The 22,486-nt window shown below is 34.6% G+C and carries 23 protein-coding genes, 2 tRNA genes, 1 pseudogene and 1 CRISPR repeat array; of the genes and pseudogenes, 19 read left to right on the forward strand and 7 right to left on the reverse strand.

The features are described from left to right. Positions 1-38 precede the first annotated feature (38 nt). The 11 genes and pseudogenes from ACYQ3X_RS00995 to rfbD all read left to right on the forward strand — a co-directional run bounded on the left by ACYQ3X_RS00995 (position 39) and on the right by rfbD (position 5,961). Positions 39-428, forward strand: coding sequence for a DUF4143 domain-containing protein (locus tag ACYQ3X_RS00995; protein WP_460181676.1), 390 nt, complete (start codon positions 39-41; stop codon positions 426-428). 129 nt (positions 429-557) lie between these two features. Further along, complete coding sequence (locus ACYQ3X_RS01000) at positions 558-1,070, forward strand: coiled-coil domain-containing protein (RefSeq protein WP_460179981.1); 513 nt, start codon at positions 558-560, stop codon at positions 1,068-1,070. Between the two features lie 55 nt (positions 1,071-1,125). Continuing rightward, complete coding sequence (rfbA, locus tag ACYQ3X_RS01005) at positions 1,126-2,001, forward strand: glucose-1-phosphate thymidylyltransferase RfbA (protein WP_460179982.1); 876 nt, start codon at positions 1,126-1,128, stop codon at positions 1,999-2,001. Between the two features lie 2 nt (positions 2,002-2,003). Continuing rightward, positions 2,004-2,282 carry a DUF4258 domain-containing protein gene (locus tag ACYQ3X_RS01010; RefSeq protein ID WP_460179983.1) on the forward strand — a complete coding sequence of 93 codons (279 nt, stop codon included), beginning with the start codon at positions 2,004-2,006 and terminating at the stop codon, positions 2,280-2,282. Further along, positions 2,264-2,494, forward strand: coding sequence for a DUF2283 domain-containing protein (locus tag ACYQ3X_RS01015; RefSeq protein ID WP_460179984.1), 231 nt, complete (start codon positions 2,264-2,266; stop codon positions 2,492-2,494). Before ACYQ3X_RS01010 ends, ACYQ3X_RS01015 begins: the two co-directional genes overlap by 19 nt. A gap of 5 nt (positions 2,495-2,499) precedes the next feature. Beyond that, entirely contained in the window at positions 2,500-3,057 is a 558-nt protein-coding gene (rfbC, locus tag ACYQ3X_RS01020) for a dTDP-4-dehydrorhamnose 3,5-epimerase (protein WP_460179985.1), read from the forward strand. A gap of 4 nt (positions 3,058-3,061) precedes the next feature. Next, positions 3,062-3,244, forward strand: a pseudogene (locus ACYQ3X_RS01025) (type II toxin-antitoxin system HicB family antitoxin). A 106-nt stretch (positions 3,245-3,350) separates the two neighbouring features. After that, complete coding sequence (gene rfbB, locus ACYQ3X_RS01030) at positions 3,351-4,343, forward strand: dTDP-glucose 4,6-dehydratase (protein ID WP_460179986.1); 993 nt, start codon at positions 3,351-3,353, stop codon at positions 4,341-4,343. A 1-nt stretch (position 4,344) separates the two neighbouring features. Beyond that, complete coding sequence (locus tag ACYQ3X_RS01035) at positions 4,345-4,734, forward strand: nucleotidyltransferase domain-containing protein (protein WP_460179987.1); 390 nt, start codon at positions 4,345-4,347, stop codon at positions 4,732-4,734. Next, positions 4,715-5,131, forward strand: a complete 417-nt coding sequence (locus tag ACYQ3X_RS01040; protein WP_460179988.1) for a HepT-like ribonuclease domain-containing protein — start codon at positions 4,715-4,717, stop codon at positions 5,129-5,131. Before ACYQ3X_RS01035 ends, ACYQ3X_RS01040 begins: the two co-directional genes overlap by 20 nt. Next, positions 5,128-5,961: a dTDP-4-dehydrorhamnose reductase gene (gene rfbD / locus ACYQ3X_RS01045; protein ID WP_460179989.1), complete on the forward strand. Its 834-nt coding sequence runs from the start codon at positions 5,128-5,130 to the stop codon at positions 5,959-5,961. The genes ACYQ3X_RS01040 and rfbD overlap by 4 nt, the downstream gene beginning before the upstream one ends. A 64-nt stretch (positions 5,962-6,025) precedes the next feature. On the opposite strand, the gene ACYQ3X_RS01050 is transcribed toward rfbD, so the two are convergent. The 3 genes from ACYQ3X_RS01050 to ACYQ3X_RS01060 form a co-directional block, all read right to left on the reverse strand. Next, positions 6,026-7,192: an ATP-binding protein gene (locus tag ACYQ3X_RS01050; protein WP_460179990.1), complete on the reverse strand. Its 1,167-nt coding sequence runs from the start codon at positions 7,190-7,192 to the stop codon at positions 6,026-6,028. 84 nt (positions 7,193-7,276) lie between these two features. Then, positions 7,277-8,803, reverse strand: a complete 1,527-nt coding sequence (locus ACYQ3X_RS01055; RefSeq protein WP_460179991.1) for a YifB family Mg chelatase-like AAA ATPase — start codon at positions 8,801-8,803, stop codon at positions 7,277-7,279. Next, positions 8,748-9,686, reverse strand: a complete 939-nt coding sequence (locus tag ACYQ3X_RS01060) for a TIGR01212 family radical SAM protein (protein WP_460179992.1) — start codon at positions 9,684-9,686, stop codon at positions 8,748-8,750. The genes ACYQ3X_RS01055 and ACYQ3X_RS01060 overlap by 56 nt, the downstream gene beginning before the upstream one ends. Positions 9,687-9,782: 96 nt before the next feature. On the opposite strand from ACYQ3X_RS01060, the gene ACYQ3X_RS01065 reads away from it, so the two are divergent. Next, positions 9,783-9,864, forward strand: a tRNA-Leu gene (locus tag ACYQ3X_RS01065). 117 nt (positions 9,865-9,981) lie between these two features. After that, positions 9,982-10,053: transfer RNA gene (locus tag ACYQ3X_RS01070), tRNA-Val, on the forward strand. A 192-nt stretch (positions 10,054-10,245) separates the two neighbouring features. On the opposite strand, the gene ACYQ3X_RS01075 is transcribed toward ACYQ3X_RS01070, so the two are convergent. The 4 genes from ACYQ3X_RS01075 to ACYQ3X_RS01090 all read right to left on the reverse strand — a co-directional run bounded on the left by ACYQ3X_RS01075 (position 10,246) and on the right by ACYQ3X_RS01090 (position 15,879). Beyond that, positions 10,246-10,602 (reverse strand): four helix bundle protein, encoded by a 357-nt coding sequence (locus ACYQ3X_RS01075; RefSeq protein WP_460179993.1) that lies wholly within the window; start codon positions 10,600-10,602, stop codon positions 10,246-10,248. A gap of 267 nt (positions 10,603-10,869) precedes the next feature. Beyond that, positions 10,870-11,278: direct repeats of the CRISPR family, unit length 36 nt; unit sequence GTCGCAATCCCTTTTAAATGAGGTCACGATTCCAAC. A gap of 263 nt (positions 11,279-11,541) precedes the next feature. Beyond that, positions 11,542-14,262, reverse strand: coding sequence for an AAA domain-containing protein (locus ACYQ3X_RS01080; RefSeq protein ID WP_460179994.1), 2,721 nt, complete (start codon positions 14,260-14,262; stop codon positions 11,542-11,544). Positions 14,263-14,448: 186 nt separating this feature from the next. Further along, positions 14,449-15,030, reverse strand: coding sequence for a hypothetical protein (locus ACYQ3X_RS01085; protein ID WP_460179995.1), 582 nt, complete (start codon positions 15,028-15,030; stop codon positions 14,449-14,451). Positions 15,031-15,126: 96 nt separating this feature from the next. Beyond that, on the reverse strand, positions 15,127-15,879 hold the full coding sequence (locus tag ACYQ3X_RS01090) for a complement resistance protein TraT (protein ID WP_460179996.1): 753 nt from the start codon (positions 15,877-15,879) through the stop codon (positions 15,127-15,129). Positions 15,880-16,064: 185 nt separating this feature from the next. On the opposite strand from ACYQ3X_RS01090, the gene cas10 reads away from it, so the two are divergent. Genes cas10 through ACYQ3X_RS01120 form a run of 6 tightly spaced genes read left to right on the forward strand, consistent with a single transcriptional unit; the run spans position 16,065 to position 22,471 of the window. Beyond that, the gene (cas10, locus tag ACYQ3X_RS01095; RefSeq protein ID WP_460179997.1) at positions 16,065-18,365 is read left to right on the forward strand and encodes a type III-A CRISPR-associated protein Cas10/Csm1; all 2,301 of its coding nucleotides are present in this window, start codon (positions 16,065-16,067) and stop codon (positions 18,363-18,365) included. Position 18,366: 1 nt separating this feature from the next. Continuing rightward, positions 18,367-18,813 (forward strand): type III-A CRISPR-associated protein Csm2, encoded by a 447-nt coding sequence (gene csm2, locus ACYQ3X_RS01100; protein WP_460179998.1) that lies wholly within the window; start codon positions 18,367-18,369, stop codon positions 18,811-18,813. Beyond that, positions 18,813-19,598: a type III-A CRISPR-associated RAMP protein Csm3 gene (gene csm3, locus ACYQ3X_RS01105; RefSeq protein ID WP_460179999.1), complete on the forward strand. Its 786-nt coding sequence runs from the start codon at positions 18,813-18,815 to the stop codon at positions 19,596-19,598. The genes csm2 and csm3 overlap by 1 nt, the downstream gene beginning before the upstream one ends. Before the next feature lie 9 nt (positions 19,599-19,607). Continuing rightward, positions 19,608-20,591, forward strand: coding sequence for a type III-A CRISPR-associated RAMP protein Csm4 (gene csm4 / locus ACYQ3X_RS01110; RefSeq protein WP_460180000.1), 984 nt, complete (start codon positions 19,608-19,610; stop codon positions 20,589-20,591). 3 nt (positions 20,592-20,594) lie between these two features. Beyond that, entirely contained in the window at positions 20,595-21,740 is a 1,146-nt protein-coding gene (gene csm5, locus ACYQ3X_RS01115; RefSeq protein ID WP_460180001.1) for a type III-A CRISPR-associated RAMP protein Csm5, read from the forward strand. Continuing rightward, positions 21,737-22,471: a hypothetical protein gene (locus ACYQ3X_RS01120; RefSeq protein WP_460180002.1), complete on the forward strand. Its 735-nt coding sequence runs from the start codon at positions 21,737-21,739 to the stop codon at positions 22,469-22,471. Before csm5 ends, ACYQ3X_RS01120 begins: the two co-directional genes overlap by 4 nt. Positions 22,472-22,486 lie beyond the last annotated feature (15 nt).

Below are 22,486 nucleotides of genomic sequence, written 5' to 3' on the forward strand. Positions count from 1 at the left end.
TTTTATCATAAGAAAGATCAAAAAAAAAGAGTCATTCAATACTTTGCTCTGAATTTACGGATAGAAAGGCTTATTTTATTGATAACGGGATTTTAAGAGCAATAAAAGTCTTTGAAGGGCAGGATTATGGCATTCTTTTTGAAAATTTAATTTTTAGAGAACTTTATAGAAAAAGCAAGAGTTTATTTTTTTATAGAGAAGATAAAGAGTGTGATTTTATATTAGAAGACAGCACTCCCATACAGGTTTGTTTTGGCTTTAGTGATCCTGAAGTAAAAAAGAGGGAGGTAAAAGGGCTTTTAGACTGCTGTAGAAGATTTAATTTTAAAAAAGGATTAATTATAACTTTTGAGGAAGAAGATGTTGTAAATGTTAATGGGTATACTTTTACAATAGTTCCCGCATATAAATGGTTGCTTACAAAATGAGTAAATCAATAGAGTTAAAGATGCGGAATGACGGCTCCAATCAGCAATTTTGGACTGGATAGGATAGATACATGAAAAAATTAGGTATAATATAAATAATATAAGTAAAAACTATTCATGGAGGATTTTATGGAGTGGGAAAAGGTAGTAGATAGGATTAGAGATTTGATTTTAGGAGAGATAAAGGAGGAGTTAAGGGATTTTAAAGCAACAGTAACAGGGCAGCTTCAAGGATTTACAATTGCTATTGAATCAATTAATGGAAGGATGAATTCAATTGAATCAAGAATGGGATCACTTGAATCAAGGCAGGCAAATATTGAGTCTGAGCTTAAAGACATTAGACGGTCTATTGATGAGACTAACAAACGTATTGATGAAACCAACAAACGCATTGATGAGACTAACAATAGAATTGATGAGCTTAGGGTAGAACTTAAAACAGAAATAATGATGAATACACAAAGAATTGATGAGACCAATAAACGCATTGATGAAACCAATAAACGCATTGATGAATTATTTTTAGAGGTATCAAAAATCAGAGGAGACCTTAACAAGGCTTTATCTCAGAAAGAAGCTATTGATGATATGAGATTGAGAATTCAAAGGCTGGAAGACAAAGTATTAGTTGCTGCATAAATCTGTCCCGTAAATGTCATCATAATAGGGCTAAAGAATATAAAGGAGATACTCAATGAAAACGGTCATACTTTCAGGAGGCTCGGGCACAAGGCTTTATCCTACAACTCAGGTGCTTAATAAACATCTTCTTCCCATTTATAACAAACCAATGCTTTATTATCCGCTTTCAATAAGCATGCTACTTAAAATAAGAGAGGTATTGATAATCGTTAATCCTGAAGACATTGAGATATACAGGAAACTCTTACAGGATGGTTCACATCTTGGTATGAAAATCAATTACAGAGTTCAAAACTCTCCTAAGGGGCTTGCTGATGGATTGATTCTTGCAGAGGATTTTATTGGAAGTGATACAATTTTTTATCTGCTTGGTGACAATATATTTTTCGGTCATGACCTTTTAAAGATACTGAGTGAGGCAAAGAAAGAAGTGGAAGAAAGTGGTGGCGCATATATATTTGGCTACTATGTATCAGACCCTCAAAGATTTGGAATTGTTGAGTTTGATAAAAATGGTAAGGTAATCTCAATTGAGGAAAAGCCAAAGAAACCAAAATCAAACTATGCAGTGGTGGGTATGTATTTTTATGACAATGAGGCAGTGAAAATAGCAAAAAACATAAAGCCCTCCCTAAGAGGAGAGCTTGAGATAACAAGCGTAAATGAGGAGTATCTTAAAAGAGGTAGCCTTAAGGTGAAACTTCTTGGAAGAGGATTTGCATGGTTTGATGCAGGGACTCATGATAGTTTTCTTGAGGCAGGAGAATTTGTAGCAACGATAGAAAAGAAAACAGGCCTTATGATAGGCTGTATAGAGGAGATAGCATACAGAAATGGTTGGATAAGCAGGCAACAGCTTAAAGAGCTTGCCCATCCTTTAAGGAAAACTGATTATGGAAGATATCTTCTTAAGATTGCAGAGGAGTAAGAATGTTTTTTGAATTTACAAGGCATGCGTATTTAAAATTAAATGAAAGAGACATAAAAGAATCAGAAGTTATGCAGGTTTTTCAACATCCTGAAGAAATTTTTTTAGATACGCAGACAGGAAATATAGTAATGGTCGGAGATAGAATTTCCAAATCCGGTCATAAATTAATAGTTGTGTTTTCTGAAGATATGAAGAAAATTATAACTTTAATTGATACATCAAAAATTGATCTCATAAATAACAGAAAGGAGAGAGGAAGATGGATAAAAATAAAGTAAAGGTAAGATATGATAGAGAAGGAGATATTCTTTACATCTCTTCTGGTGAGGGTTCTATAAAGGATACTGTGGAAATTGGTGAAGATGTTTTTATAGAAATAGGTGAAACAGATGAAATAATTGGCATAGAGATCTGGCAAGCAAGAAGAAATATTTTTAATGAATTATTTAAATATTTAGAAGAGCTAAAACAAAAAGTTTCAGCACAGTAAATATTATGCCTTTTGAATTTATAAAGCTTGAGATACCAGAGGTTGTTTTAATAAAACCCAGGGTTTTTGAAGATGAAAGAGGTTTTTTCCTTGAGTTTTTTAAGTATTCTGATTTTGCAAAGGCTGGCATAGATTATAACTTTGTTCAAGACAATCACTCAAAGTCAAAAAAAGGAGTTTTAAGGGGACTTCATTATCAGCTTAAGCCAAAAGCTCAGGGAAAGCTGATTAGATGCATAAAAGGCAGAATCTGGGATGTGGCAGTTGATATAAGAAAGGGTTCACCAACCTATGGGAAATGGGTGTCTGCCCTGCTTTCAGAGGAAAATAAATATATGCTATGGATTCCGCCAGGATTTGCCCATGGATTTGTAGCATTAGAGGATTGTGAGGTGATTTATAAATGCACCGAAGAATATGACCCAGCACTTGATAAAGGCATAATATGGAATGACTCTGAAATAAGTATAAAATGGCCTCTGTCCCAGCCAGTACTATCAAAAAAAGATGCAATTTTGCCAGAATTAAAAGAGGCAGAGAATAATTTTGTGTATAGGAGGTGATAAAATGATAAAAAATAAGAAAAGATTTTTAGCCTATATTGAATAGGATCTTGAAACAAAACTATATGTTGGTATTATTCCAGGAATTCCTGGAGCTCACACCCAGGCAGAGACATTGGATGAGTTAAGAGAAAATTTAAAAGAAGTATTAGAGTTGTGTCTGGAAGAGTATAAGGTAAAGACTTAGCCATTCCTCTACTTAGAGAAATTTTAAAAGAGATAAAATTAAGCGTTGAAGAGTTTATTGAAATATTAAACAAAATTTAATTGAGTGATAAACAGGAGATAGATTTATGAAACTTCTTATCACTGGTGGAGCAGGATTTATAGGAAGTGAGTTTGTGCGTCAGGCTGTAAAAAGGGGTTATGATGTGGTTGTGGTTGATGCATTAACTTACGCAGGAGACCTTGAAAGACTGAAAGAAGTAAAAGACAGCATTAAGTTTTATCAGGTTGACATATCTGAATATAAGGCTTTAAAGCAGGTTTTTGAAAGACAGAAACCTGAGATTTTGATTCATTTTGCAGCAGAAAGCCATGTTGACAGAAGCATTCTTGACCCCTATACATTTATAAAAACCAACATTGAAGGCACATTGAACCTGCTTGAGCTATCAAGGCATTATAAAGTTCAAAGATTTATAAACATATCAACTGATGAGGTATATGGTGAGCTTGGAAATGAAGGAAAATTTACTGAATCTTCACCCCTTATGCCAAACTCTCCATATTCTGTAAGCAAAGCATCTCAGGATATGCTTGGAAGGGCATACTCACGCACATATGGATTGCCTGTAATTACAGTAAGACCGAGCAATAACTATGGGCAATGGCAGTATCCTGAAAAGCTTATCCCTTTGACGATTGTTAAAGCATTAAAAGATGAGCCTGTTCCAGTGTATGGGACGGGCTTAAACATAAGAGAATGGCTTTATGTTTCAGACTGTGCAGAGGCAGTAATTGAGATAATGGAGCGTGGCAGTGTGAGCAAGATATATAATGTGGCAAGTGGAGTTGAAAAAAGAAACATAGATGTGGTAAAAAGCATACTTGATTTAATTGGCAAGCCTCATTCATTGATAGAATTTGTAAAAGACAGACCAGGTCATGACTTTAGATACTCAATGGATACAACAAAAATTGAGAGAGAGCTTGGCTGGAAAGCAAAGACAGATTTTGAAGAGGGATTAAGAAAGACAGTTCAATGGTATATTGAAAACATTGACTGGGTTGAAAGAAAAATGCAGCATCTGAAAGAATACTGGGAAAGGGTTTATAAAAGTTAAAATGAAGGAATTGATTGAAAAAGAAAAAATATTAAGCAAAATCAGAGATATACTGATAAAATACGGAAATTCAATAAAGTTTGCCTATCTTTTTGGTTCTTTTGCTAAAGATCAATCAGATGAATACTCAGATATAGATCTGGGAATTTTTTTTGCTGAAAACATATCAGATGAAGTTAAAAATTCTGTTAGATTTGAAATTATGGATGCTTTAGAACCATATAAAGTAGACATATGTTATCTTGACAAAGATGACATAGGTTCAGAAATTTTTCTTGAAGCTACAGATGGAATTCCAATCATCATAAACGATGAAGACAGCCTATATGAAGCTCGTATAAAACATATTCATCTATATGAGGAGCTAAAACTTGTCAACATTACCAGATAAAATAAAACAAATAGAAACATTTATCAAAAATGAAATAGATTTTTTTCAAACAATTACAAAGGATATTGATAGAGACCTTTACATAAGCAATCCAATATTAAGAAGAGCGATTGATAAAAGCCTAAATGATATAGTACTTGCTATTGTTGATCTTTCAATGAATGCACTGAGGTTTAAAAAAAGAAATATTCCGAAAACTTACAAAGACATAATTCTTGTTACCTTTGAATTTGTGGGTGATATAGCATATAAAATTGCACCTCTTACAAAATGCAGAAATGAGACTATCCATGGATATATGAATATAAACTGGGAAAATGTAAAAACAGTGAGGAATTCAATTAATGAAATCTTATCATTTGTTGAGAAATTAATTAATTGTGTTAGGCAAAAATGAAAATACTTATAACAGGAGCAAAGGGACAGCTTGCAACAGGATTTATAGAGAAATTTAAAGAAAAAGGCATTGAATATGTTGCATTAAGCCATGCTGAGCTTGATATAACTCAGTTTGATAAAGCTTACAGAGTTATAAAGGAAACCAGTCCAGATATTGTGATAAACTGTGCTGCCTATAACAATGTTGATGGAGCAGAAAAAGAGGCTCATCAGGCTTATAAAGTAAATGCATTGGGTGTTTATAATCTTTCAGTAGCCTGCAAAGACAAATCTATAAAGCTGATTCACTACTCCACAGATTATGTATTTGATGGAACAAAGGAAGGAATGTATATTGAAGAAGACAAGCCCAATCCAATAAATGAATATGGTAAAAGCAAACTTTTTGGAGAAATTTTCATTCAGGAAATTCTTGATAAATACTTAATTTTCAGAACAAGCTGGGTTTATGGAGATGGCACGCAGAATTTTCTCTACAAACTTGAACAATGGGCAAAAGAAAAAGATGTTCTAAAAATAGCGGTTGATGAGTTTTCTGTGCCTACATCCACAAAAACCATAGTTGAAGTTACCCTAAAGGCAGTTAATGTAGGTCTTACCGGGCTTTATCACCTCGTAAATTCAGGCTATGCATCGCGTTATGAATGGGCAAAGGAGTATTTTAGGATAAAAGGGATAAATAAGCTAATATATCCAGCCTATCAGGCTGATTTTAATCTTCCAGCAAAAAGACCGCGCTGGTCAGCTATGAGTAATGAAAGAATTAGCAGGGTATTAAGAATAGATATAAAAGATTGGCGGAAAGAGCTCCAAGAAGTTTTTAACTAAAGTCAGGAGGGGTCCCCAAAAAGTCAAGGACTTTTTGGGGTGCCCAAGTTGATATATCTGTGAACTAAATCTGAAAACAGAATAGGGTGTTTTCAAGGCTTGTGTATTCTTTTGAGATAATCCTAAAGTCTTTTAAACCTATATCATGAGCCAGTTTTTTCAGTTTAGAAACATCTGACGCATAGGGCTTTAGCTTTACTTCATAACCTTTTTCTCTGTTCAAAATAAAATCAATTTCAACTCCTGATTTTCTTTGATAGTAGTTCAATTCTCCTTTAAGTCTCAGATTCTGAAAAATAGCATTTTCAAAGATTCTTCCCTTTTCAAGTTTTGAAATTCTATTTAAAAGTCCGCAATCACATAGGTAAACTTTTGGCATCTTTCTTATCTCAATATCTTTCCCTCTGCTAAAAGGTTTTAATAATTTAATAAAATAAGTTCCTTCAAGAAATGAAAGATACTCTTTTACTGTTACATTGGAAACTCCAAGCTCACTTGACAGCTTTCCTATTTCAATCTTTGTTCCAACTCTTTGAGCAAGAAGCAGGATCATATCTCTTATTGTCTCATTTCTTTTAAAATCGCCAAGCTGTATTATTTCCAGCTGATAAAATGAGCTAAATATATCATCAAGTGCTCTTTGTTTTTCTTCTATCTCTTCTTTAAGCACAACGCCTGGAAAGCCTCCAAATTCAAGATACTCTTCATAAAGAGGCATTAATAAACTGTAAGTGCTCTGAGAAATAGGAGAATTTTCGTTAATATCAAAATTCTTATTCTTAAAATGGAGAAACTCTTTAAAACTTAAAGGGAAAAGCTCAAATATGTATTTTCTACCTGAGAGTGACTCAGTAAATAAATTTTTAAGATAAAAGCTTGCAGAACCTGTAAGAAAAAATTTAGCATTGTAATGGTCAATAAAGTACTTAACTACAGATGGAATTGTCTTTATGAACTGAATCTCATCAATAAAAATAAAAGCTCTTTCAGTAAATTTTAACCCCATAAATTCAAGATTTCTCTTAATTTCATCATAGTTTTCCGAGCTAAAAATCTTTCTATTTATGGGATTTTCAAGGTCAATGAAAATTTTATTCTTATGCTCTATCTTTTCGTAAGCCCACTTTAGCACTGTAGTTTTGCCAGTTCTCCTCATTCCTGTGATAACAATGGCTTCAGTTGACAGAATAAGAGGTTCAATTTTATCAAAAATTGCACGCCACTTTATCATAAGTATAGTTTAAAAAAAGTAGAACTTTTTGTAAAGTATAGTTTAAAAAAAGTATTTAGCTCTATTAATGCCTGTAAGCCAGCCTCAAAAATTTAACCTTTCAAGACTTCGGTATTGAATTGCTTCTGCTATATGAGGAGATTTAATGTTTTCAGAGCCTTCAAGGTCAGCTATTGTTCTGGCAACTTTAATTATCTTTGTATGAGCCCTTGCAGACAAGCCTAATTTCTCCATTGCAGACTGTAGGAGACTGTGGCAGTCTTCATCAATCTTACAAAATTTTTTTAAATGTTTTGTCTTCATGTGAGCATTACAGTATATTCCTTCATCCTTAAATCTTTTTAGCTGAATCTGTCTTGCTCTGATTACTCTTTCACGAACACTGCTTGAGCTTTCTAATGGTGTGTCATCTCTAAGCTCTTGATAGTTTACTCTCGGCACCTCAATATGAATATCAATCCTGTCAATAAGAGGACCTGACACTCTTGAACGATAACGAATTATCATCTGAGGAGTGCATGTGCAAGGTTTAAGACTGTCTCCATAGTGCCCGCAGGGACATGGGTTCATTGCCGCTATAAGCAAAAATCTTGAAGGAAACTGAACTGTGGCATAACTGCGTGCAACGGTTACAAAGCCATCTTCAAGGGGCTGTCTCAGCACCTCAAGAACATTCCTTTTAAACTCAGGAAGCTCATCAAGAAAAAGCACACCATTATGAGCAAGGGAAACCTCTCCTGGTTTTGGGATCTGTCCACCGCCAATTAAACTTATATCACTTGAAGAGTGATGCGGACTGCGAAATGGGCGATTGGTGATCAACCCTTTTCCATCAGGAATCAGTCCTGCAACACTGTATATCTTGGTTGTCTCTATTGCTTCATCAACAGTAATTGGAGGAAGTATTCCGGGAAGTCTTCTTGCAAGCATGCTTTTACCACTTCCAGGTGGACCAATAAAAAGTATATTATGCCCACCTGCTGCTGCAATCTCAAGGGCTCTTTTTGCCTGAAACTGACCCTTTACATCAGCAAGATCTTCATAATGACTAACATCGTCATCAAAATTAATTTCTGTTTTAAAGGGTTTAATTGTTTTTTCACCTCTTAAAAACTCCACTGCCTCTGTGAGATTATCCACAGGGTATACTTCTACATCCTTAACAACTCCTGCCTCAGAGGCATTGCTTTTGGGAATTATAATTTTTTTAATCTCACTATGTTTTAGCTTTGAGACAATACATAAAGTTCCCTTTATGCTTCTTACCTTACCTTCAAGAGAGAGTTCTCCAACAATAAGAAAATCTCTTAAAGCTTCCTTTGGAATATGTCCTTCTGCAGAGAGGATTCCTATGGCTATGGGAAGGTCAAAGGAAGAGCCTTCTTTTCTCAGGTCTGCCGGTGCAAGGTTAACTGTAATCTGTTTTATTGGAAAAGGGAATCCTGTATTTTTAAAGGCAGCTTTTATTCTATCTCTGGATTCTTTGACTGCTGTATCCGGAAGCCCTACAATGTTGAAATGGGGAAGTCCTCTTTGAGCTATATCAACTTCTACTTCAATAGCATAAGGCTCTATCCCTAATAAATGTGCACTTTGAACCCTGGCGAGCATTTCTCTCCTCAAGTTTTTTCTCTATATCATTCAAAATCTGCTGCTTTGACCGATTCCACTTAGGTGCAATAAGAATTTCCTCAGGGGAAGTGGCAAAAAGTCTCTGAATTACAATATCTGGACTGAGTCTCTCAAGAAAATCAACTACAAACTCAAGATACTCTTCGTATTCAAATACTGGAAAAGGCTTTTTCTCATAAATTCTTGCAAGAACAGTGTCTTTTACAACCTGAAGCTGATGAATCTTTAAAAACTTTATTGGATGACGGTTTATTTCATCTGCCATATGAAGGGATTCTTCTTTTGTCTCAGTAGGAAGACCGACTATTATATGAGCTCCCGCAGGAATTCCTTTTTCATGGGTATCATAGACTGCTTTGAGAAATGTGGCATAGTCATGACCTCTATGAATAAACTTGAGTGATTTATCATAAATTGACTGCATTCCGTACTCAATAATTATTAGATGTGTTTTTGAAAGTTTTCCTATGAGTTCAAGCTTTTCCTCATCAATACAGTCAGGTCTTGTGCCAATAGCAAGTCCTATAACTTCAGGAAAAGATAGAGCCTCTTTATAAAGCTTTTCAAGCTTTTCTACTGAAGCATAGGTATTTGTATAAGGTTGAAAATAAACAAGAAAAGCTTGAGCCTTGTATTTCTTTTTTACATGTTCTATTCCTCTTGAAATCTGTTCAGTCAAAGAAATTTCAGGAACACAGCTTGGAGGTCTAAATGAAGCATTATTACAATAAATGCAACCACCATATCCCAGAGTACCATCCCTGTTTGGGCATGTAAATCCCGCATCTACATTTACCTTGTAAACCTTTTTTCCGAATATTTCCTTGAGATATTCTCCAAAGGAGTAATAACGCTTTATCATAGTTTTTTCTAATATATTTCACTAAATTTAGTCAAATTTTTTAACAGGGATATCTTGAAATAAATTCACCGTTATTGCTATTATTTATATAGTAAAGCCGAAGTGGTGGAACTGGTAGACACGCACGTTTGAGGGGCGTGTGGGGAAACCCGTGCGGGTTCAAATCCCGCCTTCGGCATTTTTTTCAAATAAATTCCTCCTTTGTTATTTCTCAATAGCTTCCTTCATTTTTTATAGTTTTGTTGAGAAAAAAGTTGACAAAAGATTTAAAAACCCGTTATATTTCAAAAGTTTTGGGCGATTAGCTCAGGGGGAGAGCGCTTCCTTCACACGGAAGAGGTCGTGGGTTCAAATCCCTCATCGCCCATAGTAAAATCAAGGGTTTGCACCACATGACACACTCCTAAAAATTCCTGACTGTGTCAATTTTTGTGCTACCTGTTTCAAAGTTGTCAAAGATACTTACTGCTTGCTTAGTGTGTTCAGGGGATAAATGGCTTGTCTGATTTCAAAAAATTTTTTGGTATTGTTGACTAAGAAGTCAAGATAGGCTGAAGGCTTAAGGCTGAAGTTTTGATTTTTGAAAACTCCACAATAATTTACCTACTTCCTCTATTAACATCTTGGTCTCCTTAATTGCCGATTCATCTATATAACCTAATGCCACTGAAAATTCTAAAAGATATTCAACCTCTGCAATTGAACCGAGCGATATATCGATAAAGTGAATAAATTCCTTTTTGCTTTTCCTATTATAACCTTCAACTATGTTTGTTGGTATTGATAATACTGCTCTTCTTATTTGTGATGTTAATGCAAATTGTTCATGCTTGGGAAATTGCTCTGTTATCTTATAAATCATCAAAGCAAGTTGATGCGCTTTTTGCCATACAATCAAATTTCTGTAATTTGCCATAAAAAAATTATATCATTAATCACTTCAGCCTTCAGCCTAAAGCCTTAAGCCTGCCTTTAAGTCGCAATCCCTTTTAAATGAGGTCACGATTCCAACATCATAATCCGTGAGGATTACGAAACGGGGGATTGGGAAGTGTCGCAATCCCTTTTAAATGAGGTCAACATAGGCTGAAGGCTGAAGGCTTAAGGCTGAAGTTTTGATTTCTGAAGTGTCAACGTGAATTTCATTAATCACTTAAGCCTAAAGCCTTAAGCCTGCCTTTTGGTCGCAATCCCTTTTAAATGAGGTCACGATTCCAACTTGGGGAGTAACTCCCGAGGGGCAGATGCAAATGAAAGTCGCAATCCCTTTTAAATGAGGTCACGATTCCAACATCATAATCCGTGAGGATTACGAAACGGGGGATTGGGAAGTGTCGCAATCCCTTTTAAATGAGGTCACGATTCCAACTGTCGCAGTTCTCGTACAAATAGAGTCTCCCGATTGGGGTCGCAATCCCTTTTAAATGAGGTCACGATTCCAACTCCTGTTTATTTATGCCCAAAGGAGGAAGAAAAATGATGTCGCAATCCCTTTTAAATGAGGTCACGATTCCAACGGGGGGAAAAATGAAATTTAAAGGATTCGACCTCGACGAGTCGCAATCCCTTTTAAATGAGGTCACGATTCCAACAGCTATCCCTGTAACTCATTGATTTTTAAGATTTTTAAAGCCATATTTTCATAACCCCCTCTTGAAAGGGGCAAAATGTAAGTGATTACTTTAATTTTTTACCCCCTTTCTAAGGTTCCAAACTTGTCAAAGATCGTTGATACTGTAGTGAAAGCTCAAGTTGGTGATAACCTCTTCCAAACTTGAGTTTTAAATTTATATCATAACTCAATCTAATTCGTCAAGTATTTTTTCAGATAGGGTTAGCCCATATAGGTTTAACATTAAGATATTATCGCTCCTTGTTTTAAGATGTGATTCAAAAGTTTTTTAATAGGGGATACAAAACTACCAGTCTCTGATATGCTTTCAATGGCATCTTTATTCCCTACAACGATTAAATGTTTTCTGGCTCTGGAAACTGCTACATTTATAAGTTTTTTTTCTGTTAGAAGTTTACTTCGTTGAAATTCTTCTGCACTGCCACATACACAACTTAAGATTATAATATCTCTCTCTTCTCCCTGAAATGTATGAACAGTTCCTATGGTAAGGTTCTTAAAATTTTTTAGTCTGTTTTTTAATTTCTCCACCTGTAATCTATAGGGTGCTATGATTCCAACCTGTTTTAAATCTATTTGAGCGGCTAGTTCATGTATTAGATCTACAATCTTGTTGATTTCTTCTTCATTATATTTGCTTTGCTTACCTCTTGAATGCCCCCTTACATCTATGAATGTAAGATTTTTCTCAAAAATATTTGATATTGGAGAATGTTTTATGTCTAACCTGTCTTCTGTGGTTTCAATTATCAATCCATAGTTTATTAATTCATTGCAGAATTCTATGATTGATTTTGCACATCGGAAATGTTCTTTTAATCCAGTGTATTTATAGTTGGTTAAGGCTTTTACAACTTCATAGACACTTTTATCACAGGTAAGATGTGGTTCAATGTCAATCAATGGTATATAATCTATGTTTGTGATAACAGGACCAAGTTGATTGTCATCTCCTATTGCGATAAAATGCTTCCCCCTTATAAATAGAGAAAATGTATAACAGAAATGAGTTTGAGCTGCCTCATCAACTATTACATAATCAATTATATCAACATCGGGTTTGCAAACAGCAGGAGATGTAAGGGCAGTGGTAATTATAACTGGAGCAAGCTTAAATAAATAATCCTCTAAGCCCCAGAATTGGCCTTTTTCAATGAAAGCTTTTTTCTCTTCAATCTTGGTAAGCCATTTTTTATCATTTGCCAGTTGCCAATATTTTAGTTCTCTTTTTCTGAAGTAGTAAATCTCTCCAGCTTTTTTAAAGAGTTGCTCTATGTCATTCGTGTTTTCCTGTATAAGATTTTGCACTTCCTCTGCAAGAATTTCAATCTCTCTTTCAAGCTTATTAAACTCTGAAACTCTTTCCAGAAAACTGGATGTGTTCTTTTCACGCAAGTAGATTTCTTTACAACTTAAATATCTTTTATCCTTTAATGCTGGCAGAATTAGTCCTTTTTCCTCACAGAATTGTTCCAGTGCTTCTTTGTATTTCTTCCCTACTAATAAAGAAAATGGGAATAAATTGGCATACCAGGTATTGAGTTTTTTTAACAGGTAGGTAAAGGTTGATAAATGTCCGTAATCAAATTTTTTTATTGATGAAGTATCTTTAAAGTAGTTTTCAAATTCAGCATTAGAGAAGTTCTTTTTTAAGGTATACTTTTCAAAAAAGCTTTCTAAAGTGGCAACTTCTTTACTTAGTTGAGCAATGTTTTCTTCAATCTCCTGAGGAGTTAATTGTTCTAATTCGTTGATAAAAGTAAATAGATGCTCAACAAAACTTTTCACATAATTGCTACTGCCAAGCCTCACATATCCGTGAAGAATTTTCCCTGTTTTAAGATAATGTTTATTTTTTTCATCAAATTCCTTTAACTTTTGATAGACATTATCTACAGCTTTATTGTTTGTGCTTGTTATTATTGTTTTCTTATTATCAAGAATCATATCCGCTGCAAAGATAGCAATAAGATGTGTCTTTCCTGTGCCAGGAGGTCCTTCAATAAGAGAAAACATATTTTTTATCATGCTGTTGTAGGCTTCCTTTTGAGATTTTGTAAGGTTATCATATAGAATGGGAAAAAAGCTTAGCGAAGTATCTTCTGCATTTCTTTCATGTTCATGGTTCCAAAGTAGCGAGATTTTATTTACTGTCTTTTCATCAAGATTTTCTTTTATTTTTTGTAAATCAGATATAATCTTTTTTGTATAATTTTCCGCAGGATAGATATAAATAATGCCCGGTTTTTTTTCATCTAAATCTTTCATATTTTCTTTCGGAATAGTCTTAGAGGGAGGCTCTTCTTGATTCGTCCTTTTAATTAATCTTTCTTTAATTTTTTTAAAACTGTTAATAATTGAAAGAGTTACTATACCAGCTGAAAAAGGCTCTGGAAGAGTTATTACATGTAAATGGCTTAAACTTGCAAATAATTCAAAAATAGTTATAAAGAATTCAAAATCTTTCTTATGATCTTTCCCATCTTTAGGTATCTTTATTTCATCTTTATTAGCAAGATCGGAGTGTTCTTTTATTTTCTCTATAAGTTCCTTGTTGAATTCCATTGATGTGACAGTTAATTTTTCTCCATATAGATTAAGTTCCATTTTTGAGAGGGCATAATAAAGATTTTTATCTTTAACTTTTATCACAGGACAGGCAAAGGCAATTTTTAACTCCGATTCAGCTTCGGCATTAATTTTTTCAATAAGTTCTTTTATCTTGGCTAATATTTCTTCATCTTTTATGATGTGAAAAAGGTCAAAATTTCCATATCCTTTATTTTTAATGCTCTCTAATATTTCGGCAATGCAGTTTTCAGGCAAGAAGACTATATTTTCATTGTCTTCTGGTATGAGAAATTTATTTTTCTCAAAAGAAAGAAAATTTAGATAATGGTCAATTAAATCAATTGCAAGCTTTCTGTTGTCTATAGCCTGCATTGACTTTACCCATTTTTATGAAATTGCTTCCATATATAATCTAAAATCTTTCCCCTCATAGTTCCACCCTCTATTATTTCTTATTTTCTTCACAGTAAACTCCTTCTAAAGCAATATAACCCCAGAGCCAACTGCTTTTCCGTCTGTGTTGTTTCATCCATTATTATCTTATTTGAAGCTGTAAATTCACTTTAATAATTTATCCACTTTTGCTGCTACATCATCGCATGCTTCACTGAAGGCTACTTCAAAAGCACAGGGTATTCCTTTAAAGCAAACCTTGGGCATTTCAGCATTTGCTTTTCCTTCTCCTTCAATTTCTGTTACTGTGTTATGAGCTTGCATTTTAACATAAACATTTCCCAAAATTTTTGTCCTCCAGAAGTTATACTCAGTGGTTACCTTTGTAGGTATTATCCTGATAATTGTTGCACTGGGAGAAATGGGGTCCCCAAAAAGTCTTTGACTTTTTGGGGTGCCCCACTTGTTTGCTTCCTCTTCTTTTAAAACAGCATAGCCAATAAGAGTATTTCTCAGAGACTTTATAAGACAGTTAGAAATATCAGCGCTTACTACTGCTTCAGTTCTCAGTCCTGCCTTTAAATTTGTTGTAAAATCAAACTTTTTAACAATAATTACCTTTTCAGCAAACTGAGGATTAATGACACTGCCAGTTTCCCATTCTACCTTTGTGGTCAAAGGTGCACATCCATAGAGAAGAATTAAAATAAGGATGCAAAAGATTGATGAGGGAAGTAGAGTTTTCATCGATTCCTCCTGAAAATTTTTTAATTAATGGCTGGCACTCTGCCAGCCATTAATTGTTCAATGATAAGATTTTTAAAGAAATGGAAAAAAACTCTGCTAAAACATTCCTCCAATCTGAGTTGCTATTCTTTCTGCAATAGCTCTTGCTGCCTCGTTTTTATCTATGTTTGTCTGCTGTGCTGTGCATACTATTTTGGTTCTGTAAATCTGCCAGTTTGTGTTTACTTCTTGTTTTGTCTGTATAGTTGTAGATGAACCTTGCTGAGCATTGGTTACAATGTGTCCTGTTACTGGTTTATCTGTCTTCTCCCTTAATTCAACATCAACTACTCCTGCGTATGTTTCAACTTTAAGTGCTTTACCAATGAGTGCTCCACCAATTCCACCTACAACTCCACCAATAAGTCCAAGAGCAATGGATGTATCTCTACTTTGTCCTATTAATGCTCCAGAACCTGCTCCAATCAGTGCTCCTTCAACTGCTCCTTCTTTTGTCCCAGTCTGTCTGTAGTAATCCATGTAAAGAACATTAGCCTGGATAATATAGCCTGCCTGAGATGGATCCTGAACTACCTGATAACCTTTTGCTGTAAGTCTGCTTGCTATGAGATTCTGTAACATTCCTGTGTCTACTTCCTGCATGTCAGAAGTGTTGTTTACTGCAACATACACGGTTCTGTTTTTGGCTTTTGCTACAGGATCAAGAAATATTGTGTCTGTCATCTTGAGTTTCACCTGCATGTCAGAATGTTCAATTGCAGTAATCATCTGCCCACAGCCAGTAAGTTGAATAAGAAAAACCAGTGCTAATAATGCTGATAAAAGTTTGATGATTGGTTTTTGTGGCATAGATTTACCTCCTTTTTTTGATTTTTAACTTAAAATTTTTTAATTTTAGCATAATTTTGCTTGTGAGAAACAAAAAAAATGTTGTAACAATATTTCAAAAATACTTGCAATGAAATTTGAAATTTTTTAAAATTACTAAAATGATAAAATTGAATGAGATACTCATTTTCTGAGAGGATGCAATCTTGGAAGAGTTTGAGGTAGTCGCCAAGGGAGGTCTTCTTTACAATATTGGCAGAGTCAGCTTAAGAGCAGAAGGAGTCCATTCAGATAGTAACTTTGTTGATAAGAGTTTGGCATGGATAGAGAGAAATCTTAAGGATGATGCATCTGCTTCAAAAGTTAAAGAGTATTTAAGAGATAAAAAAGAAATCTTTCACTTATGGGAAAGCTCACATAATCTTGTATGTCAGCGTAAGGATATAAAAACCGTCTATAACGAGCCATTTGTATCCCCTTTCTATAAAATAAGAAATCCCAATAACCTTGATGATTCCATAGACAGGATACCTTACTATCAGCTTTTGCCTGAAGAAATACCTATTGCAAGATTTGATAAACCAGTTATAAATCAAGAAAGTTATAAAGCTTTAATAGATAATTTTGAAATGGATTTAAAATTAACTACTCCTCCATACAGTATCAATCTTTTATTAATGCTTATGGAAAAATATCTAAGCAATATCCCTCTTGGCGGAGTTTTCAGCGATGTTTCATTATTTAAACACAGTCTCACTGTGTCTGCAGTCTCTGTATGTTTATATCACTATGTAAAGGGAAGATATGGTAATAACTGGAAAAATTACCTTAATAGTGAGACTCTACAGGGAATATTAAAAGAGAAGCCCTTTCTTCTTATTGGAGGAGATACTTCAGGTATTCAGAAATTTATTTATACAATAAGTTCTAAGGGAGCATTAAGATCGCTTAAAGGTAGGTCTTTTTACATTGAACTTTTAACAGAACATGTGGTGAGCGAACTTATTGATATTTTGAACCTTACAAGATGTAATATTGTTTTTTCAGCAGCTGGTAACTTCTGTATCTTCTCTCCAAACACAAAGGAAGCATTAGACAGGATAGATAAATTAAAGAATAGGATACAATCTTTTCTTTTTAGCGAATTCAGTGGAGAATTACAGCTTCATCTTGAGTATGTCTCCTTTGGAGAAGATGAAATTGAAAACTCCTCTTTAGTATTTGATGCCTTAGGTGAAAAGCTTGAAAAATCAAAAAGAAGAACATGGGTAAACAGACTTCAAGAGATTTTACAACCGAAAAATCCAGATAAAAGTTGTCTTACCACTCAATGTGAAGTGTGTTTTAGAGAGGATTGTTCACTGGTATCTCTACAAAGAGATGATGAAATCATAAAGGTATGCGAACCCTGTTTCTTTCAATATAAACTTGGTGAAGAATTGCTTGAAATTTCAGAAGGTAATGCACCTGTAATATACAGAGTCTCCGCAAAGCCTGCATGTGATTACATAAAGATAGAAAATGCTTTTTATATTTTCAGGCGAAATCGTGATGAAAAACTGGAGAGTTCAGCTATTAAGATTTATCGGATAAATGACCTTAGAGCTAAAAATTATAAAAATGTAAATAACATATTCCTTCCACTGGCTATATATAAAAAGAGTCATTTAAAGGAGTTAAAAGATGCAGTTAATGATTTTGGTATTAATAGACTGGCTGTGTTAAGGATGGATGTGGATAATCTTGGAAAGATTTTCAATTCTGCCATTGAAGAGCGTGAAAGAACTTTTACAAGAAGATCTGAAATATCCAGCCGTTTGAACAAGTTTTTTAAGTATTATCTGAATTTTATTGTTGAGGGAAAAAAATTTGCTTGCTGTGATATTCTTGAAAGAGGTGTGAAAAAAAGGGGAAGAAATCTTATGATTGTTTATGCAGGTGGAGATGATGTTTTTATTATTGGGCATTGGCTTGATGCTATTGAGGTTGCTGTTGATATAAAAAAATACTTTGAACTTTTCACGGGAAATAAATTTCTCACAATCTCAGCAGGAGTTGCAATAAATCATGAAGATTATCCTGTTTATCAATATGCAAATGATTCTGAAAAGCTGGAACAACTGGCTAAAAAAGGCACAAAAGACTCTATTGCTCTTCTTGACAGTAGAAAAATGAGCTGGGATACACTTCAAAAAGTTTTTGAAAGACTGAAATTCTTTAAAAGATTTTTGAACTCTAAATCCGATCATCTTTCAGCAGATGAAGAAAAGCTTCCAAAAACATTCTTTTACAGACTATTTCACCTGGCTAAACGATTTCGTGAGGAAGGGATCCTTGTATTGCCAAGGGCAGGCTATCTTATATCAAGAGCAAAGTTTAAAAATTGTGTTCCTGAAGATATTGCAAGAATGAAGGAGTTTATCATGAATGTCAATGAAAAAGAATGGGAGATAACAGAGTTAGCAACTTTGCTGACTCTTATGCTTATGAGGAAAGGAGGAAAATAAAATGGCTGAAACAAGAGCACATTATGGACAGGGATATGGTCAAAAAAATCAAACACAATCACCTGTCCCTGAATTAAAGAAAGTGATATCCTCTTATACCAGACTTGAAGATTTGCCAGCTACAGAACTCGTTGCAGTGGCAGATAAATTAGGTAAGTATCTGAAGGATATTCAACTTAAAACCACGCAGATAAGAAGATTTCTTGATGGCGTAAGAAAGCTTGACAACCAGTTTGCCAGAGGAAAAAACTTTGACAGAGATATGGTCATTCTTCTCAAGCCCCGTCTTGCCTATGCTGCAGGTCGGCAGAATAGAGTAAAACCCCTGATGGATGTTTTAGCTCCTGCGATTGATAGGGGAGCAGCGTCTTATAGAAGCTTTAAAAAACTTGTTGCCCTCATTGAAAGCATTGTTGCATATCATAAATTTTATGGTGGAGGGGACTGATGAATAGAAATATTATTGGTAAAATTCAAATGACAGGAAGGATAAAGTGTCTTACAGGACTTCATATAGGAGCATCAAAGGAAAATGTTGAAATTGGTGCAATTGATGCCTCTGTTGTTAGAGATCCTGTAACTCGTGAACCATATATTCCTGGAAGTTCTATCAAGGGCAAATTAAGGGCTTTGCTTGAGAAAGCTCTGGCAATTAAACTGGGAATAATTGGAGAACAAAACCGCAGAAATATAGGGACTTCTGGGAATCCTGTGTATATCCATGTTTGCAAAGATGCAAAGAATGCTTATAACTGTCCTATATGCAGACTTTTTGGTTCTACTGGCAGTGATGGTGGTAAGAATTATCCGTCAAGGATTATTGTTAGAGATGCGTATCTTACAAAAGAAAGCGCGGAAGAGCTTTCTCAGATTGATACAGGACTTCAGTTTACAGAGTGGAAGTTTGAAAATGCCATAGACCGTGTTACTTCTTCAGCTAATCCAAGACAGCTTGAGAGAGTACCAAGGGGTGCGGAGTTTGAATTTGAAATAATTTACAATGTGGAAGAAAAAGAAACTATGCAGGAAGACCTTGAGAATCTCCATCTTGCAATTGAGCTTCTGAAGATGGATTCACTGGGAGGACATGGTTCAAGAGGCTATGGCAAAGTGGCAATAGAATTTGAAAGCATTAAAGCTGTCACTGTAGATTATTTGAAATCAGGCAAAGGAGAGACAAAATCAATAGAGAGCCTGAATAAAAAAGAAGAATTGCTATCTCTTTTTGGATGAGGAAGTCAGATGCAGTCATATTTCTATAAACTCCGCTTCAAAGATCCTGTGCATTTTGGAGAGACAGGGATATATCTTGAAAATGTGGTGGAAAACTTCAGCTCTGACTCATTATTTTCTGCTCTGATAAATGCTGTATCGATTTACTATGAAGCAAATGAAGTTCAAAGATGGATTGAAAACTTCATGACTGATCCTCCTTTTCTGTTAAGTTCTCTTTTCATATATAATTTGAATAATTACTTTTTACCCAGACCTTTTGATGATTCCTTTATTTCAGCTGATTTACGAAAAAAAGTGGGTAAGGAACTAAAAAAGATCAGATGGCTTGAGGCTAATGATTTTATCAAATGGCAAATGGGTAAAATTACAAAGCTTGAGGATATTAATTCAATGAAGGAGAAACTGGAATACTACGATAATGCCTTTAAAAAAGAGGTGCGTCCCAGAGTCACCATTGATAGAGATACTTCTCAAAGTAGCATTTATTTCTGTGGTAGCATAAGATTTCAAAAAGAAGCAGGACTATATGGATTGGTTGCCTTCAGAGAAGAAAAGTTCATAGAGGAATTCAAAACTGCTCTTAAACTTCTCGGGCAAACAGGAATAGGTGGTGAAAGAACCTTTGGTTATGGAATGTTTGAGGTTGAAGAGTTTAAGCCTGTTGATGGCGTATTTGAGAAAATTTTAAAATCCGATGCTTCAGCCTATACTCTCCTTTCTCTTTATCATCCCTCTGACGAAGAGATGAATATTTTAGCTCAAAAATTAATTGCCTATACTATAAAGAGAAAAAAAGGATGGATAACATCCGGCAGAACTGCCTTAGCAATTAAGAGAAAATCTGTTGGATTTCTCAAAGAAGGAAGTGTGCTTGCCGAGCCAGTAAGAGGAGCTATGGTAGATGTTACACCAGAGGAAGTTTTTCCTCAGTTGCTTACCCATAGAGTCTATCGTTATGGATATGCTTTTACAGTTCCTCTTAAGGAGTAAAAGATGAATATTTTTGAAACAAGCAAACTTAAACTCATTATAAAATCTCCTGTTCACATTGGTAGTTTTGAACAGAATAAGACAAGATTTGAATTCATAATCTATCAGAATTATCTCTATCCAGTTTCAGAGGATAGACTGGCTAAGTTTTTACAATCAAGAAATCTCATCGGAGATTACTGCGCCAGAGTAGAGGCTGAAGGTCATCTTTTTAGTCTTGCTGATTTTTTAAAAAGCAAAGCTATTACTCTTAATGAAAGCCTGTTAAATGAACTTTCTTCAGGCAGAAAGATCTTGCTTATTGCTGATGCTGCAAAAATGCAGGATTATAGACCTCTAATAAGAGATGGCTTTGGAAATCCCTATATTCCAGGGTCGTCCATTAAAGGTGTAATAAGAACTGCAATTTTATATAAACTGCTAAAGATGTTAAAAGAGAATTCTCCAGATGAGTTTTCAGAGAAAATTGAAAGGCGTATTTCCCAGGATATTGACAAAAAAGTTGATAAAAAAAAGCTTTTTGATTGGGCAAACGTAGAATACTTTGAAAGTATGGTGCTTTTTAATAAAACTAAAACACCTCATACAGACTGGCTTAAAATGCTTAAAGTCTCCGATGCCTATTGTTATGAAAAGTTGCAGACTATACTAATTCCCGTAAATATTTTGAAAAAAGAGGAAATATGGAGATATAAAGAGGAGCAGCAAGGGAAGAAAACTACCATATGGATAGAGTGCATCCCTGAGAATGCTGTTTTTGAATTTGATATCCATTTTGACAGAAGCATGCTTTTTGAATTCGTAAAACAGAATTCAAACATCAGTATACCGATGGATTTAAGCTCAATTCGGGATTGTATTACAGAATGGGCACAGGATTTAATTAAATTTGAGAAAAAATTTCTTTACTCCACTTCTCTGAGGAATTGGTATGAAAACAATGTATGCAATTTTAGAATTGGATTTGGCTCAGGAATGATGGGTACTACAATATTAATGCTTCTTAATGAGCGTTTAAGAGCTAAAATTAGAAACTATGCAGGCATTGACAGAGGAGAAATGCTGGCACCTAAATCAAGAAGAACATTTCAAAGAGGCTCTCAGATGTTTCCTCTTGGTTGGTGTTTGCTTGTCAGTAGCATTTTATGAGCGGGCATTTTAAAGCAACTAAAAAAAATGTAGCAATTTTTGCCCTTGCATTGATATTTTTTGTAAGTATTTTGTATGTTTTCTCCTTCATTGAGTTTTTCCATAATTTTAGTAAAGCAATTCACAGCATAACAATAATCGCTGAATATGTAAAAGTAGCTGGTGAATTAGCATTGCTGTTCCTTGCATTAATAAACAGAAAAACTATTATGAAATGGTTCTTGAAGAGAAGAGAATTCAAAGGAACAGGAGATGAGTTTATTTTTCCAAAGGAGAAGGTTACAGCTATGGTGATTCCAGTAAGCAGGATGGAACAGCCTGAATGGATAATAAGGCATCTGGAACCTGAACGTGTGGCATTTTTATACACAGAACAGAGCAAAAATTATGCAGTGAAATTGATTAAGCTTTTCTCTAATAAAGTTCATTTTATACATACACCAATGGAAATAGAAGCAGAAAAGGATATGATTAGAGATCCAAACGATCCAAGAGAGGCGAAAGAGCTTACAGCGAAATTTCTGGAATACTTTAAAATAAACGGCATTAAAGAAGAAAACATTTTTGTAGACACCACAGGAGGTAAGGTGCCAATGTCTATTGGTGCATTTCAGGCAGCAGAAGAAATGGGAGTATCCTCTATATACATTGTGGGAAAGGCAAATGGTATTATTAAAGATCCGCAGATAAGGGAACAGGGATATCCAATTTTCCTGAGTAAAAAGGAGTAATAAAGGAGCTGCTTG

It is taken from the genome of Thermodesulfovibrio sp. TK110, assembly GCF_054658355.1.

Excerpts from the sequence above, each read along its gene's own strand:
- csm2 (WP_460179998.1), top strand. The coding sequence starts at position 18,367 with ATGGCTGAAACAAGAGCACATTATGGACAGGGATATGGTCAAAAAAAT.
- ACYQ3X_RS01010 (WP_460179983.1), top strand. The coding sequence starts at position 2,004 with ATGTTTTTTGAATTTACAAGGCATGCGTATTTAAAATTAAATGAAAGA.
- ACYQ3X_RS01090 (WP_460179996.1), bottom strand. The coding sequence starts at position 15,879 with ATGCCACAAAAACCAATCATCAAACTTTTATCAGCATTATTAGCACTG.
- csm4 (WP_460180000.1), top strand. The coding sequence starts at position 19,608 with ATGCAGTCATATTTCTATAAACTCCGCTTCAAAGATCCTGTGCATTTT.
- rfbA (WP_460179982.1), top strand. The coding sequence starts at position 1,126 with ATGAAAACGGTCATACTTTCAGGAGGCTCGGGCACAAGGCTTTATCCT.
- ACYQ3X_RS01085 (WP_460179995.1), bottom strand. The coding sequence starts at position 15,030 with ATGAAAACTCTACTTCCCTCATCAATCTTTTGCATCCTTATTTTAATT.
- ACYQ3X_RS01050 (WP_460179990.1), bottom strand. The coding sequence starts at position 7,192 with ATGATAAAGTGGCGTGCAATTTTTGATAAAATTGAACCTCTTATTCTG.
- ACYQ3X_RS01000 (WP_460179981.1), top strand. The coding sequence starts at position 558 with ATGGAGTGGGAAAAGGTAGTAGATAGGATTAGAGATTTGATTTTAGGA.
- ACYQ3X_RS01060 (WP_460179992.1), bottom strand. The coding sequence starts at position 9,686 with ATGATAAAGCGTTATTACTCCTTTGGAGAATATCTCAAGGAAATATTC.
- ACYQ3X_RS01120 (WP_460180002.1), top strand. The coding sequence starts at position 21,737 with ATGAGCGGGCATTTTAAAGCAACTAAAAAAAATGTAGCAATTTTTGCC.
- ACYQ3X_RS01035 (WP_460179987.1), top strand. The coding sequence starts at position 4,345 with ATGAAGGAATTGATTGAAAAAGAAAAAATATTAAGCAAAATCAGAGAT.
- rfbC (WP_460179985.1), top strand. The coding sequence starts at position 2,500 with ATGCCTTTTGAATTTATAAAGCTTGAGATACCAGAGGTTGTTTTAATA.
- rfbD (WP_460179989.1), top strand. The coding sequence starts at position 5,128 with ATGAAAATACTTATAACAGGAGCAAAGGGACAGCTTGCAACAGGATTT.
- csm3 (WP_460179999.1), top strand. The coding sequence starts at position 18,813 with ATGAATAGAAATATTATTGGTAAAATTCAAATGACAGGAAGGATAAAG.
- ACYQ3X_RS01055 (WP_460179991.1), bottom strand. The coding sequence starts at position 8,803 with ATGCTCGCCAGGGTTCAAAGTGCACATTTATTAGGGATAGAGCCTTAT.
- ACYQ3X_RS01075 (WP_460179993.1), bottom strand. The coding sequence starts at position 10,602 with ATGGCAAATTACAGAAATTTGATTGTATGGCAAAAAGCGCATCAACTT.
- rfbB (WP_460179986.1), top strand. The coding sequence starts at position 3,351 with ATGAAACTTCTTATCACTGGTGGAGCAGGATTTATAGGAAGTGAGTTT.
- ACYQ3X_RS01080 (WP_460179994.1), bottom strand. The coding sequence starts at position 14,262 with ATGCAGGCTATAGACAACAGAAAGCTTGCAATTGATTTAATTGACCAT.
- ACYQ3X_RS01015 (WP_460179984.1), top strand. The coding sequence starts at position 2,264 with ATGGATAAAAATAAAGTAAAGGTAAGATATGATAGAGAAGGAGATATT.
- csm5 (WP_460180001.1), top strand. The coding sequence starts at position 20,595 with ATGAATATTTTTGAAACAAGCAAACTTAAACTCATTATAAAATCTCCT.